Consider the following 14,113-nt stretch of genomic DNA (forward strand, 5'->3'; position numbering starts at 1 on the left):
TCATGTTTGAATTAACTAACTTGCATACTTCGCCGTTGACGGTCACTGATGATAAAACCGACCAACGCATCACGATTGCTGTCGGCCATTCTGCGGTGGTGAATGGCGATTTTACCCGTCACTTATTTACTCAGGCGGGCATGATGCGTGCCGAGCGATTCGATGAGCCACTTAATGAGCATGCTGATGATAGTGAGCTGGATATCACTGCGGTGCGTGATGAATATGAAGACTTATTCGGTAAAAAAGCCCCCTCGGCGGCTAAAGCGATAACCTTGCAAAAGGCGATTGATAGCAAAAAAAACGAGTTAGCGCACAACGATACCACCGAGCCGGCAAACCCAGCGGATGATACCGATAACATTGATAACCCGTCCGCGTGACGGGTTTTTGCTTTAGGGGGCTATGTGGATATTAGTGCGCAAATTGTGGCTGACTTTCGCGAGTATTACCCCGAATTCAGCGATACCACCTTGTGGCCTGAGCGAGAAGTGACTCAGGCATTGGAGGAAGGCGACTCGGAAACCGGCAAACGTTGGCTGAAATATAATGCTCGTCCGGCATCAATCAAAAAGCGCGGCTTGTTTGCTTTTGCTGCTCATCGGCTGGTGATGCGCAAAAGGGCCATCAGTGGTGATGTCGGGGCTGCTTATGCTATCTCATCGAAATCAGTGGGGGATGAGTCGACCTCTTTTGCCGTTCCTGCAGTGACAGCAGACGATCTCAATATCAACGGTGACTTGCCACTGACCACCTACGGAGTGGAGTTTCTGCGATTGCGTCGCCGGGCCGGTACCGGAGGCATGATGGTATGAAATTGCGAGCTGAAGTTCGGGGTGGGAATAAACTGGCGCAGAAATTGCGTCAGATTCATGACCGAGTCACGGCAAAACGTCGAGTGCTGGTGGGGCTGCCGGAAGGTGCGGGTATTTATGAAGATGGTGTGCCTATTGTGGTTATTGGGGCGGTACAGGAATTTGGTTCCGCTGACGGGCGTATTCCCGAGCGTTCATTCCTTCGTGTACCACTTCGCCAAAATCAGGACAACATTAAAAAAGGTTTTCGTGTACTTACTGCTCAGGTCACGCGTGGTGAAATTACTGCTTTCCAAATGCTGGATCAAATTGGTGCGCGTGCGGTGGGTTATTGCCAAGAAGCGATCGAAGCCGGTATTCAGCCCAAAAATGCTGACGCCACCGTTGCAGCTAAAGGCTCGGCAACACCGCTTATCAGGCATGGTGATTTAAAAGGCGCACTGACTCATATCGTGGAGGATTAATCATGTTCGGTAATGGTCTGGATATGCACGGACATATTGATGCCACCTTTAATTCTCCCATTGAGGGTGGCATTCGGCTGATTCGACCGGCTGTGGGTGACTATAGCGGCCCTGGCGGTATTTGGCAGCAAGGGGAACCGCAGGTCACTGAATTGCAGAAGGTGAATGTCCAGTCAGCAAAATGGAAAGATATTCAAATGCTGATCGGCATGGGCGGCACGGCTAGCCCGCAGGACCTACGAATCGTGCACATCAACGATGGTGTGCATTATCTCTGGCCCGATGACGAAGGGAAATTTAGCGATTTACTCGAATTCAGCGATGGATTAGCAATGCGACAATGGCGGGTGGCTTCCTGTGATAACCGGCCTTGGCGAAGTTTTTGCCGCGCCGTAGTTGAACGCTATCGAGGAGCAGGTTAATGAAGACCATTGAAGAGATGTATCCGGTATTTCAGCAATTAATTTCTCTGGCCACCTTCATCCCCCTCGACCGTGTTGTATTAGCCGACCAAGGCCGTAATCCACCGATAAGTAATGATTTATATGCCACTTATAGCCCTGTTCCGGTTCGGGCCTATGGGCAAACACGGCGTAAGCGCGAATTTATTCCGGCGATTGCTGAAACTGACCCGGCACTAGGTGAGGATTGGCAAGATCTACAAGAAATAGCTTGTACCTCAATGGAGTTTTTACTGTCGATTAATTTGCTGAATACCGGCGCAGCGACTGCTGCCATGCAGTTAGCTAATGCTAATTTTATTACGCCAGTCAGCGACTATCTGTTCCGCCATAAAATCGCCTGGCGGTTCTCCAGCAACTTTCGAAATCTCACTGGCTTATTGCAAGCTGGGCTGCAGCCACGCTATCAGGCTGACATCCATATATTCATTGAGAAAACCGTATCCTACGCCCTGTTAAGGGCGGCAGGGTTTGACATTCAAATTAGAGAAAGAGACTGCTCTTATGGCTTATCCGGTTGATAACATTATCCCCGTCAATCTTATTCTAACGGCAGCAGGGTTGGGGTACGGTGATTTTTCCAGCGCACTGGTTTTTGCTGATCTGTCTGATTTAGTCGAGGGAAGTGAGTTTGATGCAGATTCATTCCGTGACTATGCATCATTGCCAGAACTCAGTGCCGATTTCAAAACTGACAGCCCAATTTATTACATTGCCACCCGCTACTTTTCACAAATTCCCAAGCCGCCACAAATGACCGTTTGGATGAAAAACGATGAGCATTCACTGCTGGAAATAGTCAATAGCGCCACTGATCGAATCTGGCGCTATCACTACTTTTTCAAAATTGAAGATATGATTTCCAATGAGATTATTATTCAGTTAGCTGATTGGTCAGATGCTAATAGCCACCCGATTTGGTGGACATTCAGTGATGGCGAAATTATCGATCAAAATAAAACTGATGATGTGATATCCGTACTGAAAAGCAAAGGTAACCGTCATGTGTTTGCCGGATATAAAACTACCGAGTCAGTCACTACCGACCCCACACAAGCCTATTCGATGGTGCAGTTAGCCGCAGCATTCCATAAATTCAGACCAACAGGTTTAAATACCGCTATTACCGGTGAGTATCAGGTGTTACCCGGTGTTATTGGCGATGATATGGCGACCAGTGCTTATAATGCCTTAAAAGCCAAGAACGCCGTGTTTTTTACCAAAATAGAATTGGCCGGTCAGATTGATAACAGCAGGGTGATTAATAGCAAATCTATGTCATCTTACGGCGAATTTATTGATGATGTGATTAATCTGGATGTACTGAAAAACCACATTCAGGTAGATGGCTACAACTATATTGCTAACGTTGGCACTAAGCGTGCGTTGACACCACGAGACTATGACGGGTTGCTATCGACGGTGGCTGCGACTTGTAAGCGTTTTTTCAATAATGGTGTGCTCGGTACCGGCTCTTATGTTGATCCCGATGATGGCGTTACAAAAGTGGCTGATTTTGGCTTTGTTATCCGTTCGCGCCCAGAAGATGTGCTTTCTTTGACCTCAGACCAACGCAAAAAACGTGTTTACCCGTTAACTACTCTTTTAGTGATTTTAGGCCGTGCTGGCCATATTGCTGAAATTAATGCCACTGTGGAGTAATCCCTTATGACCATGCACAGATATGGTGCTGACGGCTCAAATTTAACCGTCTTTGGTATTCCTATTGATGATTTTGGCGATACGGACCCACCTATCACCATTGAAGATTTAGAGCCGCGAGCCGTTTTAAAACGAGGTATCGGGGCAACTTCCGTTCGCCTGGACAATAAAACTCGCGCCAAGCGATTAACTATTAATTTGATACCCGGCTCAATTCAGGCTCGTCAGTTATTGGCGGTGGAAAAATCAGGTATTGATGCCACCTTTACCTTTTCACAGACCGGTACCGACGAACGCTTTGCCGGTTTCGACGGCATCATGACTAACCGCGGCTCGGCAACGCGTGCCGGTAAAAGCGGTGTGTCAGATGAACAATTTATTTTTGAATTTGCAGACTCTGAGGAAACCTAATTATGGGGCGTCAAATTGAAGTCGCGATTGGTGACACCATTTTTCAGGGAGCAACATCATCAGCCAGGGATCAGGTTGAAATGCTGCAAATTACCGCCCGATGTGGGTTGTTACCGGCCATGAATCCTAATGTGGGTATTATGGGGCTGGCAGCCAGTCTCGCATCGGTGGACAGCATGAGCCTTAATCGTCTGCGGGATTTATGCTTGAAAAACGGCAATATTACTCGTCAGTCGGATAATGTACCGGTTGCCGAAAACCTGTTTCAGGATGAGGCACATAATTATCTGGTGCTGCTGGGGCTGGTATTGAGGGAGAACATCGGCCCTTTTTGGCAACTCAGCTGCGGGGAGGAAAGCGAGAAAAGCAAAGCTCAGGACGTTCCCGTATAGATTGGTTCTTATGGCGACCTTGTACCGGTGCCGGACAACTCTGCCCGCCGCTGGCAAGGTGGTCAGATATGCTGGATGGCACTTACACCATTGATGATGTGCAGCAAATGCATGATGTGCTGGATGAGATTGTGGCGGTGGTGGAGAAGGCAAGAAATGATTAGTCAATTCTGTTGATTTTTAGCTTAGTAGTAACCAATGAATTATTGGATATATTTTGATACAATTTTTATATCTTTTAGTTTATGGAATGAATCTGATGATTTTGGGACTGGTTACTGCTTGCGTCGTTTTATCGATTGCTGTTTTGATACTTTTGTATGTTAGAAGCAAGGAAAAAAAGCAATATGCAGTAAATATCGAAAGATATAGCAAAATAGTCGATATAGAAAAAGAGGCTGAGAAATTACGAAACGAACTTGATAGTGAAGAAAAACAACGTAGGAAAACGCTGGAACTAGAAGAAAAAGCCGCGAAAAAATCTATCCATGATGAAGTAGAAGAAAAACGTATTTCTATAGATAGAGAAGTCAAAAATAAACTAACTGAAATTGAAATAAAGGAAAAAGAATCGGAGCAGCAGTTATCTGAGCAAAAAAATGAGCTTCTTTTGCTAAAAGAAGAATATAGAGAAAAAAGAGCGCGGCTAATAGAGTTAACAGAGAAGCTTTCTCAAGTTACTGATGATGCCAATATGGTTGAATTTGGTATTTACAAACCTCGATTTGATTATCATGATTCGATTGCATTCCAAGAGGCAATAAAACGAAATAAAGAGCGCCAGAAGTCACTTATACGTCAAGACGCAGCTTGTGACTCTGATACTAATTGGGAGGTAAACGGAAGTAAGGCTGAAGGCGGAAGAATGATTAAACGCTATGTTAAATTGCTAACAAGGGCGTTTAACAGTGAGTGTGATGCCGCAATAGCTAAAGTGAAATCTGGGAATGTTGATCAGTTACATAAGAGAATTGAAACTGCTTTCGATGCACTGAATAAATTTGGGCATTCTATGAATATCCGTATAACTCATGACTATCTTAATCTGCGATTAGAAGAGTTAGTTCTGTGTCATGAAAAAGAGCTTAAGCTACAAAATGAAAGAGATATATTGAGGGAAGAGCGAGAGCTTCAAAGAGAAGAAGAAAAAGCTCAGCGGGAATATGACAAAGCGATAAAAGAAGAACTGAAAGCTGAACGGGACTTCGAAAAAGCAATGGAGCGTGCACGTAAAGAACTGGATAAGGCTAATCAAGAACAAAAAGAACAAATAGAAGCTAGGATTTCTGAGTTAGAGTCCCAACTTGAAGAAGCTAGGGCTTTGTCTGAACGCGCGAAATCACAGGCACAATTAACTAGAAGTGGACACGTATATGTGATTTCAAATATTGGCGCTTTTGGCGAGGATATCTATAAAATTGGCCTAACACGCAGATTAGAGCCAGAAGATCGAGTAAATGAACTTGGTTCGGCTTCAGTTCCATTCAAATATGACATCCATGCTCTCATTTATTCTGATGATGCTCCAACGCTTGAGACGAGCCTTCATCAACAGTTTTCGAAGCGTCGCATTAACTTAGTCAATAATCGAAAAGAGTTCTTCCGTGTTCCTCTATCTGATATCGAAAGCAAGGTTCGTGAACTTGGTTACGATGCATCATTTGATGAGTTCGCTAGGGCTCCAGAGTACAGAGAATCTCAAGCTATTATTGCAGCTAGAGCTAACGAAAAGGTAAAACCAACAACAGTTACATCTAGAATTGAAGAAGAATTTCCAGAGATGATCTAGTGCGGTTTACATAGACAATAACTAAATAGGTAAAATGGCTGGGCACACTAGCTGTTTCCAGTGAGTCATCAAATAGTCCATCAAACCCGCCACTGTGCGGGTTTTTTTATACCTAAAATATGAGGTTTCCATGTCAGAGACAATTGATTCTCTATTGGTTTCCCTTGGCCTGGAAACAGATGCAAAGAGCTTTCAAACAGCCAATGACGCAGTTAAAGGGATTAAAGATGGCATATTGCAACTGGCCGCTGCAGCCGGCACCGGTGTTGGGTTAAAAGCTCTGACCGCTGATTTATCTGCCTCAGTATTAGAAATGGATCGGCTGAGTAAAATCACCAACTTTACCGTTAAGCAGATCGACGGCCTACGTTATGCGATGCGCAGTCTTGGCCTTAGTCCGGATGCGGCTAATCAGATTGTGCAGAAAATACCTGACCTGCAACAGCGTGCCAGACAAGGGGAGTTAGGCGATAAAGCCTATTGGAATGGTGCATTTAACCCGACGGAATTTGCTAATAAAACCGGCATGGACTCGCTCAAGTATCTTATTGATGCTTACAGCAAAATGGATAATGACCAGCGGCGAAATCTACGCAGCGGAATTGGTAGTGGTGATAATGATCCCTTCACCCGTCTATTGGAGGGGGGCAGTAAAGGGCTTAATGCTTCACTGAAAAATTTTGACGAGTTATATAAACCGCTCGATCCCAAACTTATTGATTCAGCTAACGAGTTTAATAAAGAGATGGCGGATTTGGCGACTAACTTTGACAATCTGGCCCGTTCAATGGGTGGCGACTTACTGCCAATCATCAATGCGTTATTAGAAAGTATTAATCAGTTTATTAAAGAAAATCCCGAAGTCTCAAAAGCGATTCTGACTGCTGCCGGTCTGGCCGGTACTGCTGGCGCATTAAAATTTGTGGGTGGCATATTACCCGGAGGCGGAAAACCATCAGTCGGAGCTGGTGGACGTGGTTGGTTGTCTCGCTTACTGGTTAATCCGGTCACTATTGGCGCGACGGCTGCATTGACGCCCGGTAACATTTTCACTAGTGCCGAAGATGCCAAAGCAATGAGTAATCCTGAAGCGATAGGGCGCCAGAACTGGGCTAAAAATAACCCTGGAGTGCCTTACCCCAATGATACTCGTGACCTTAATAATCTGGTTGATGATCCTAACGTTCGCCAGTATCTGGATGTGTTATCTAAAGCTGAGGGAACTGCTGGTTATGCCAATTCTGGCTATAACACAATGTTTGGCGGCGACCAGTTCTATGACAGTAGTGACCACCCACGGCAATTAAAAGAGTTCACGCAAACCGACGGCGCTAAAAATAAAACTTCGGCAGCCGGACGTTATCAGTTCACCAGCGATTCTTGGGACGATGCTGCTAAAGCGCTTAATCTGACGGACTTCTCCCCGCGTAGTCAGGATCTTGCCGCACTGTTTCTGATCCAACGCGCCGGCCAGTTAGAAAATGTTGCGAGTGGTAATTTTGCTGATGCTACTGGTGGGTTGGGCGGAGTGTGGGCTTCGTTGCCCTCATCAAATTATGCGCAACCGAAACGCTCATGGGAAGAGATTCAGGGCTACAGTGACCGCCAGATGACCCCCACACAATCAGTTACGGCGTCCATGTCTCGTGGTGATATCAGATTGGAGCAACACAATATTATCCATGTGGGGACGGTAGGCGGTGATAGCGAATCAATTCGCAACGGGGTGTTACAGGCAACAACTCAATTAGCCCAGCAAGCGCGCGATATGATGCATACGGAGCACTACTAATGGCTATTACCGGATTATTTACCCGTAACCGCCCTAAAATCGGCAACCTCTATTTTGATGCGCTATTAGAAGAGTCGAGTGAGTTACGCACTGATGTCAGTGAGTTCCCGTTGGAAGATGCGAATACCGCCCACGATAACGTCGTGACACGAGCGTTGGCCCTAACCATGATCATTGGTGTGTCTGATAACTGGTTTCGTGAACTGCTGGCCCAGCAAGATAGCAGTATTGCCGGGTTACTAGGGGCGGGGGCCAGTATTACTACCGGTATGGCAGCCAGTTTACTTTCTGGCAGAGCGGCGGCATTGGCTGGGGTTGCTGCATCGGTCGGCACCAGTATTTACTCCGGCACATTGGGCTCACAATCACGCTCAACCCGCTCACAAAATTTACTTGAGCAATTACGTGAATTACAACGCTCACATACACCGTTCGAATTAGTGGCCAGTCGGGGAGCCGCGTATAAAAATTGCCTGATCACCAACACTCGTACCCAATTGAAAAAAGAGAATGAGGGTGGGCTGGAGATTGTGGTTGAACTGTTGCAGCTCAATATTATTTACGACACGGTCACTGAAACCAATGACAATTTGCCCTATGGCGATAGTGCTGCCACTCAGGGGCAGCGCGAATATTCATTTGGTGAAGTTTTCGTCGAGGCCACGTAATGAAAGTTATCCCATTGAACAATGGGTACGCCGTGCAGCGTTTCCGGGTGCAATTAAACAATCACTATCTGGTATTTCGTTTGCATTGGCTCACCCGCTTTAATTATTTTTGCGTCGATATTTATGAGCAGGGTGAACCGGTAGTTTTGGGGCGTGCTTTGCATGTCGGCGTTAATTTATTGGCTGGACTGAATACCGATATTGGCCCGCTGATATTAGCCGGGGAGACACCGACTATCGCCAATCTTGGCATTAATAATCGCCTGACATGGTACCCCGATAATGAGTAGCTATTTTGGCCGTAATTACTTACTGACCATTACCCCGGTGAGTGGTGATGAACTTACCTATCAGCCGCCATTAGAGATCCGTTTTGCTGTCGATAATACCCCGCAGAATGTCGATGCTACTGCCAGAATCACCCTATACGGTATTTCAGCGCGCACCCGCGCATTGATCCAGCGCTATGACGACAAAGAAAAACGTTATGGCAACCTGGTATTAAAAGCCGGTTATGGCGATAACATCGGCACGATATTTAGCGGGCAGATTCACAATGTCGAAGTAGTCAAAGAGGGGGTAAATACCTGCCTGCGGTTATATTGCCGCACTATTGGGCTGGCATGGAATACCACGATATTTAAAACTTGGGGCGCGAATACTCCTGCCATTGAAATGCTCAAAGATGTCGCAGCGGCTTTTGGGCTTGATGTTGAAGTGATTGGTGACTTTTCCGACTTACCGCGTTTTGCCACTTCCTATAATTCCGGTGGCCGCTTGTGTCGCGATATTCTCGATAGCGTAAAAGATGACTGGAAATATTACTGGATGATCACGCCATCACGGGTGCTATTAACCAGAGAGGGTGCCGCCAGAAAATGGGCTACCCACGAGATCACCGCTAAAAATGGTATGGAAAGTGTCCCGCGCTGGTATCTCAGCACCATGGAAATTGATGTCAAAATGAATTATCAGATCCAGCTGGCCGATGTGATTAATGTAACTTCAAGTTTTTGGACGATTAATTTTAGCGGCATGTATAACACCGACCTCAATAATCTGGCGAATGTTCAACAACAGACTGGACAGTTTAATGTGTTGCGTACCTATCACGAAGGAACTCTATGGGGTGACACGTGGAAAACCACTCTGATCAGTCAATGGCGTATGCCCTGAGGTCATCATGATTGAGAGCAATCCGCTGTATACCACCATGATGCTGCTCAAGCGCGACATGGTGCGTGACCTGATGATCGGCATGCCCGGCAAAGTCATTAGTTATAATGCCGATCTGCAACGTGCAGTGGTGGAGTGCGGCATTCAACGTCATATCGGTGACGGTCAATTTAAGACACTACCCGTTATCGAACATGTGCCAGTGCAATTCTCTGGCAGTGCCGATTGGACGGTTTTTCATGAATTACCCGCGGGTACCGAGGGCTATGTTCATTTCAGCCAACGTTCTATCGACAATTGGCTCAGTCAGGGTGGGCCAGTAGCACCACTGGATGCACGGATGTTTAATCCGTCTGATGCTTTCTTTGCTCCGGGTTACCGCTCACAGCAAACCGCGATTGCGGGCTTGCCGACGGAAGGGATTGGTTTAAGTAACCAAAGTGGCGGGGTTCGTATTCATCTCACTGACGCAGGAATTACTTTGGAGGCAGGAGGCACCTCGTTGGTGCTTACCGAATCCGGCATGAGCTATAGCGGCCCTGAGTTTACCAATAATGGGCAAACTACCCTGAATGGTCGCACTGAGGTAACCCAAGGCGGTTTGGCGGTTGAAGCATTGGAAGTTGGTGACCACGATCACGGCGGTGTGCAGCATGGAAATGATCGCACGGATGGGCCGCAATAAACCATTACCCAGAATTAATCCTAACTATTATCGCCCTGGCTTATGCTGGGGCTTTTTATTTCTGGAGGCACTGTGATCCGCAATTTTCAAAATGGCGACATTGTTACCCACGGCAGCCAATTCGCCAGCGGCAAAGAAGAAACCCGGCAAGCCATGATCTGCTGTCTGCGGTTATTTCTTGGTGAGTATTTTCTCAATGCCACCGAGGGAACCCCGTGGTTCCAAAGCATATTGGGCAAAACCTCACGCGATATTGCCGAAGCCAATATTAAACAGCGCTTATTGGCGGCCAAAGGCGTGCTGACTATTAACCGCTTTGAAATGGATCTCGATATGAAGAATCGCAAAATTACGATATTTGCCGCCGTGATTGATATTAATAACGATGCATTTGATTTTTTGTTCACTGAGGACCTTGTCTGATGGCAACTATTAATCGTGACGGAGCCACTGGCACCACGCTGAGTGAATATCTGGATACTATGCGCCAGCAATATCTCGCTATTGATGATGGCTGGAATATTAATCCAGAATCACCTGATGGTTTGGCAATTGCCATTTGGTGTGAAGCATTAGCCAATTTGGACGAGGCCGTGATTAATGCCTACCACGCCGCAGATCCCAATTCAGCTATTGACCAACAATTAGACCGTATTGCCGCATTTGCCGGGATCAAACGTAAAAGCGCGACCTATTCCACTGCGACCGTCAATTTTCATGGTATCGCTTTTACCCCAATCAATGCCGGAACATTAATCAGAAATAGGGTAACCAATACCTTATGGGTGACCGATGGCGATGTTGTTACCGACATAACAGGGAATGCGGCAGTGAATGTCACTTGTACGCAGGCAGGTGCGCAGGGGGCCAATAGTAATAATCTGACCATTATTGCCACACCTATCGGCGGTATTACGGCGGTGACAAATAACACTGCAGCATCAATGGGGTTGGATAAAGAAACCAATAATGCGTTTCGCATCCGGCGCAATGAGTCAGTAGCACTTCCTGGCTCGAACCAGATTGATAATATTTATGCGGCACTGGTCAATATTGAGGATGTTAAACGGGCGCGTATCTATGAAAATTTTGAGAATGAAGCAGACGAAAATGGGGTGCTTGGTCACTCAATGGCGATATTTGTTGATGGTGGTAGCATCGAAGATGTTATTAACAGCATCGCCACTAATAAAAGCCCCGGCTGTGGGTTAAACCGCTACAACATTTTTCCCAATAAAATCTCGTTGGATACTGTTACACCAAAAGGTAACCCGATCACCGTAACCTTTTTTCGCCCCCAGCTGATACCGGTTTATGTCCGGGTAGAGATCGCCAGTAATAGCGAGTTTATTGACGATGAGATAAAACAGGCGATTGTTGATTACAGCGTCACTGGTTTTGATCAAACCAATGGTTTTTCTAAGCTGGGTTTCAAAATTGGAGAGAGCATCGGTGCGGGGCGTTTATTTACCCCGGTCAATTATCTGGTGGCCGGTAATGGTTTTGTGAATGCTATTACCGTAGGAGCGGCAGCGGAACAGGTCAATATCAGTGCAGTGAGCATTGCCTTTAACCAGTTAGGCGTGTTCAGTGCTGAGAATATCGAGGTGGTCTATGTATAACCATCGTCAAAAGGCCCTGTCACGGATTTACCTGCAATACAAAAATGCGCCCAAATTAGTTGAATGGATAAGCCTCTTGCCGGATATCTGCCAATCCTTACTTGAGGACCAGATAACCAAAATTAATAACTTACTGGATATTGATAATGCCGAGGGTGATCAACTGGATATTTGTGGCCATATTGCCGGGTTTATTGAGCGTCCATTAATCCGCAGTGATTACTTATCGATATTTGCCTACAACGGCACTGGTGGTGCACAACCTTATAATGTTGCGCCTTATAAAGCGCCACATGAGCAAATCGGCAAAGTCCCGGTATCAGATTATCTCTATCGGGTATTAATCAAAGCTAAAATTCAGAAGAACAATACCAATGCGACATTGGATGAAATTAAAACCGCCGTTGATTACATTCTGGATGTTAATTCCGCCATCATCGATGGGCAGGATATGACGATGAAAACTATCTGGGTAGATAAACCGATCCCGGCCAATATCTTAGTGCTTATTCAGTTATTCGACTTAATTCCCCGACCGCAAGGCGTCAAAGCCAGCTTGATCCGTTTTAACCACCATCCTTTTGCCTATAAAGGCACATTCGACGCACAGCCTTATGGCATGGGCGCTTATATCTAATTGGAGCCACTCTATGGCAAGAAATGACAGCTTTAATCAGCCGTGGGCCAGTGTGCCTGCACAATTTGAACGTCCCGGCGATGCTCTGATTGCCCGAGGTTGGGCAGGGGGAGCATCAGAAGATCCGCCAGAAGCTAAATGGGAAAACTGGTGGCATAACCGGGTGGATTTAGCCTTACAGGAATTACAAAACCTCGGTCAGTTGATTTGGTTTACTGATGCTCCTTATCAGGCAGGGGCGAGGGTTAATCATGGTGGTAATAGCTATATCGCATTGTCAGAAAATACGGGGGTAGAACCGACGGGAGTATTAGATATTGGAGTGTGGCGTAAAGAGGAACCAGATACCTATTTGCAGACCGCTAATAACCTCGCTGAAATAGCCACTGCAGGGCCAGAGGCAATAGCTGAGACACTCGACAATCTTGGGTTAACTGAGGCTGCCAGCATTGCTGCAAATGCATTACAAAAAAATCAAAACCTGAATGATGTAGCAAATAAAACTACAGCACGAACAAATTTAGGGCTTAAAGGGGCGGCAGTGCTGGATGTAGGTACCACTGAAGGTACTGTGGCAGCAGGGAATGATAACCGGATAATAAATGCGGTGCAGTCTACCAACACTGCAATTAGCCTGCCTGGCAGCCTGACTACCACAGGTACTTTAAAGGGCGCGACTGTCACTGCTACGGGGAATGTGACTGCTGGGGATGGAGCTGCATTTCTACAAGCTGACGGCAATATCAACGGCCCGGCATGGGGTGGCTATTTATCGACATACATTGGGAATATCAGTAATCAGACAAATGCCTATGGTGTTGTCGCTTTGGCGCGCGGAGCTTCGGTTGTCCAGTCTTATACAATTGAAGCGCCAGCAGGAACTTATGCCACGGTGTCAGGGAGCAGTACTATGCTTTACCGCGCATTATTTTTTCAACGACCTACCGGTGGATGGGTACAAATGGGCGGGGATATTGGCTAATGAAAACTTTACAGCATTATAAAAACTTCACCATTGCGGCGCAGGAATACGATCCAGAGTTAGGCGGTGTGGTGATTTATCACGTTGATGAAGAGGGGCGAGATTGGTACGAACTGCAAAAGACCTTTCGCGAGGACACAATAAAAGTCGGCTATAACGCGCAAGGGGTGGTTTGTACGGTATCAGAACATGTCTACGCACTGGCACCCACTGGATTATCTATTGTTGAGGTGGAATCACTGCCGGATAACTTTGTATTGGAATACGGAGCTTATGAGTATTTAGCGGGCGAAGTTGTGCCCCGTATCCCGCCAGCGGAAGAAGTCGCCGCAGCCGCAGACGAGCGGCGCAAACAACTGATGAGTGAAATCTCGGTTGAACTGGCCACACTGGACGATATCGCCCAAAGCGGCGGGGCCACTGAGTCAGAGCTTACCCGATTGGCGGCGCTGAAACAGTACCGCATTGCCTTACTGCGCCTTGATGTTAATCAGCCGTGGCCAATCCCGCCGCTGAAGTAAATCTAATTGTGGGGCTAACAAAGAATAATTTAATAT

At 46.5% G+C, this 14,113-nt stretch carries 19 protein-coding genes; all 19 read left to right on the forward strand.

The window, feature by feature from the left end:
• Positions 1-2 precede the first annotated feature (2 nt).
• On the forward strand, positions 3-383 hold the full coding sequence (locus DJ58_RS0121680; protein ID WP_004712350.1) for a hypothetical protein: 381 nt from the start codon (positions 3-5) through the stop codon (positions 381-383).
• A gap of 24 nt (positions 384-407) precedes the next feature.
• Positions 408-815 carry a DUF4054 domain-containing protein gene (locus DJ58_RS14200; RefSeq protein WP_004712349.1) on the forward strand — a complete coding sequence of 136 codons (408 nt, stop codon included), beginning with the start codon at positions 408-410 and terminating at the stop codon, positions 813-815.
• On the forward strand, positions 812-1,279 hold the full coding sequence (locus DJ58_RS14195) for a hypothetical protein (RefSeq protein WP_032911991.1): 468 nt from the start codon (positions 812-814) through the stop codon (positions 1,277-1,279). Before DJ58_RS14200 ends, DJ58_RS14195 begins: the two co-directional genes overlap by 4 nt.
• 2 nt (positions 1,280-1,281) lie before the next feature.
• Positions 1,282-1,701: a hypothetical protein gene (locus DJ58_RS14190; RefSeq protein WP_032911989.1), complete on the forward strand. Its 420-nt coding sequence runs from the start codon at positions 1,282-1,284 to the stop codon at positions 1,699-1,701.
• Positions 1,701-2,261, forward strand: a complete 561-nt coding sequence (locus DJ58_RS14185; protein ID WP_004712347.1) for a phage neck terminator protein — start codon at positions 1,701-1,703, stop codon at positions 2,259-2,261. The genes DJ58_RS14190 and DJ58_RS14185 overlap by 1 nt, the downstream gene beginning before the upstream one ends.
• Positions 2,245-3,402, forward strand: a complete 1,158-nt coding sequence (locus tag DJ58_RS14180; RefSeq protein ID WP_032911988.1) for a DUF3383 family protein — start codon at positions 2,245-2,247, stop codon at positions 3,400-3,402. The genes DJ58_RS14185 and DJ58_RS14180 overlap by 17 nt, the downstream gene beginning before the upstream one ends.
• A 6-nt stretch (positions 3,403-3,408) precedes the next feature.
• Positions 3,409-3,813, forward strand: coding sequence for a hypothetical protein (locus DJ58_RS14175; RefSeq protein WP_004712345.1), 405 nt, complete (start codon positions 3,409-3,411; stop codon positions 3,811-3,813).
• 2 nt (positions 3,814-3,815) lie between these two features.
• Positions 3,816-4,205 (forward strand): hypothetical protein, encoded by a 390-nt coding sequence (locus DJ58_RS14170; protein WP_004712344.1) that lies wholly within the window; start codon positions 3,816-3,818, stop codon positions 4,203-4,205.
• Between the two features lie 259 nt (positions 4,206-4,464).
• A complete protein-coding gene (locus DJ58_RS14165; protein WP_032911985.1) occupies positions 4,465-5,994 on the forward strand; it encodes an SNIPE associated domain-containing protein in 1,530 nt (509 codons plus the stop codon).
• A gap of 130 nt (positions 5,995-6,124) precedes the next feature.
• On the forward strand, positions 6,125-7,786 hold the full coding sequence (locus DJ58_RS14160; protein WP_004712342.1) for a glycoside hydrolase family 24 protein: 1,662 nt from the start codon (positions 6,125-6,127) through the stop codon (positions 7,784-7,786).
• The gene (locus tag DJ58_RS14155; RefSeq protein WP_032911984.1) at positions 7,786-8,454 is read left to right on the forward strand and encodes a phage baseplate protein; all 669 of its coding nucleotides are present in this window, start codon (positions 7,786-7,788) and stop codon (positions 8,452-8,454) included. Before DJ58_RS14160 ends, DJ58_RS14155 begins: the two co-directional genes overlap by 1 nt.
• The gene (locus tag DJ58_RS14150) at positions 8,454-8,744 is read left to right on the forward strand and encodes a phage baseplate plug family protein (protein WP_032911983.1); all 291 of its coding nucleotides are present in this window, start codon (positions 8,454-8,456) and stop codon (positions 8,742-8,744) included. Before DJ58_RS14155 ends, DJ58_RS14150 begins: the two co-directional genes overlap by 1 nt.
• Entirely contained in the window at positions 8,737-9,630 is an 894-nt protein-coding gene (locus DJ58_RS14145) for a baseplate hub protein (protein ID WP_032911981.1), read from the forward strand. Before DJ58_RS14150 ends, DJ58_RS14145 begins: the two co-directional genes overlap by 8 nt.
• Before the next feature lie 7 nt (positions 9,631-9,637).
• Positions 9,638-10,315 (forward strand): Gp138 family membrane-puncturing spike protein, encoded by a 678-nt coding sequence (locus tag DJ58_RS14140; protein WP_004712339.1) that lies wholly within the window; start codon positions 9,638-9,640, stop codon positions 10,313-10,315.
• A gap of 72 nt (positions 10,316-10,387) precedes the next feature.
• The gene (locus DJ58_RS14135; RefSeq protein ID WP_032911979.1) at positions 10,388-10,738 is read left to right on the forward strand and encodes a contractile injection system sheath initiator; all 351 of its coding nucleotides are present in this window, start codon (positions 10,388-10,390) and stop codon (positions 10,736-10,738) included.
• Positions 10,738-11,937, forward strand: a complete 1,200-nt coding sequence (locus DJ58_RS14130; RefSeq protein WP_032913218.1) for a baseplate J/gp47 family protein — start codon at positions 10,738-10,740, stop codon at positions 11,935-11,937. Before DJ58_RS14135 ends, DJ58_RS14130 begins: the two co-directional genes overlap by 1 nt.
• The gene (locus tag DJ58_RS14125; protein WP_004712337.1) at positions 11,930-12,574 is read left to right on the forward strand and encodes a baseplate wedge 1 family protein; all 645 of its coding nucleotides are present in this window, start codon (positions 11,930-11,932) and stop codon (positions 12,572-12,574) included. Before DJ58_RS14130 ends, DJ58_RS14125 begins: the two co-directional genes overlap by 8 nt.
• A gap of 13 nt (positions 12,575-12,587) precedes the next feature.
• A complete protein-coding gene (locus tag DJ58_RS14120) occupies positions 12,588-13,556 on the forward strand; it encodes a hypothetical protein (RefSeq protein WP_004712336.1) in 969 nt (322 codons plus the stop codon).
• On the forward strand, positions 13,556-14,077 hold the full coding sequence (locus tag DJ58_RS14115) for a tail fiber assembly protein (protein ID WP_032911978.1): 522 nt from the start codon (positions 13,556-13,558) through the stop codon (positions 14,075-14,077). Before DJ58_RS14120 ends, DJ58_RS14115 begins: the two co-directional genes overlap by 1 nt.
• Positions 14,078-14,113: the final 36 nt, after the last annotated feature.

Source organism: Yersinia frederiksenii ATCC 33641 (assembly GCF_000754805.1).
GTDB classification, from domain to species: domain Bacteria; phylum Pseudomonadota; class Gammaproteobacteria; order Enterobacterales; family Enterobacteriaceae; genus Yersinia; species Yersinia frederiksenii.

Excerpts from the sequence above, each read along its gene's own strand:
- DJ58_RS14190 (WP_032911989.1), top strand. The coding sequence starts at position 1,282 with ATGTTCGGTAATGGTCTGGATATGCACGGACATATTGATGCCACCTTT.
- DJ58_RS0121680 (WP_004712350.1), top strand. The coding sequence starts at position 3 with ATGTTTGAATTAACTAACTTGCATACTTCGCCGTTGACGGTCACTGAT.
- DJ58_RS14155 (WP_032911984.1), top strand. The coding sequence starts at position 7,786 with ATGGCTATTACCGGATTATTTACCCGTAACCGCCCTAAAATCGGCAAC.
- DJ58_RS14180 (WP_032911988.1), top strand. The coding sequence starts at position 2,245 with ATGGCTTATCCGGTTGATAACATTATCCCCGTCAATCTTATTCTAACG.
- DJ58_RS14140 (WP_004712339.1), top strand. The coding sequence starts at position 9,638 with ATGATTGAGAGCAATCCGCTGTATACCACCATGATGCTGCTCAAGCGC.
- DJ58_RS14125 (WP_004712337.1), top strand. The coding sequence starts at position 11,930 with ATGTATAACCATCGTCAAAAGGCCCTGTCACGGATTTACCTGCAATAC.
- DJ58_RS14170 (WP_004712344.1), top strand. The coding sequence starts at position 3,816 with ATGGGGCGTCAAATTGAAGTCGCGATTGGTGACACCATTTTTCAGGGA.
- DJ58_RS14120 (WP_004712336.1), top strand. The coding sequence starts at position 12,588 with ATGGCAAGAAATGACAGCTTTAATCAGCCGTGGGCCAGTGTGCCTGCA.
- DJ58_RS14195 (WP_032911991.1), top strand. The coding sequence starts at position 812 with ATGAAATTGCGAGCTGAAGTTCGGGGTGGGAATAAACTGGCGCAGAAA.
- DJ58_RS14145 (WP_032911981.1), top strand. The coding sequence starts at position 8,737 with ATGAGTAGCTATTTTGGCCGTAATTACTTACTGACCATTACCCCGGTG.
- DJ58_RS14130 (WP_032913218.1), top strand. The coding sequence starts at position 10,738 with ATGGCAACTATTAATCGTGACGGAGCCACTGGCACCACGCTGAGTGAA.
- DJ58_RS14150 (WP_032911983.1), top strand. The coding sequence starts at position 8,454 with ATGAAAGTTATCCCATTGAACAATGGGTACGCCGTGCAGCGTTTCCGG.
- DJ58_RS14165 (WP_032911985.1), top strand. The coding sequence starts at position 4,465 with ATGATTTTGGGACTGGTTACTGCTTGCGTCGTTTTATCGATTGCTGTT.
- DJ58_RS14160 (WP_004712342.1), top strand. The coding sequence starts at position 6,125 with ATGTCAGAGACAATTGATTCTCTATTGGTTTCCCTTGGCCTGGAAACA.
- DJ58_RS14115 (WP_032911978.1), top strand. The coding sequence starts at position 13,556 with ATGAAAACTTTACAGCATTATAAAAACTTCACCATTGCGGCGCAGGAA.
- DJ58_RS14175 (WP_004712345.1), top strand. The coding sequence starts at position 3,409 with ATGACCATGCACAGATATGGTGCTGACGGCTCAAATTTAACCGTCTTT.
- DJ58_RS14185 (WP_004712347.1), top strand. The coding sequence starts at position 1,701 with ATGAAGACCATTGAAGAGATGTATCCGGTATTTCAGCAATTAATTTCT.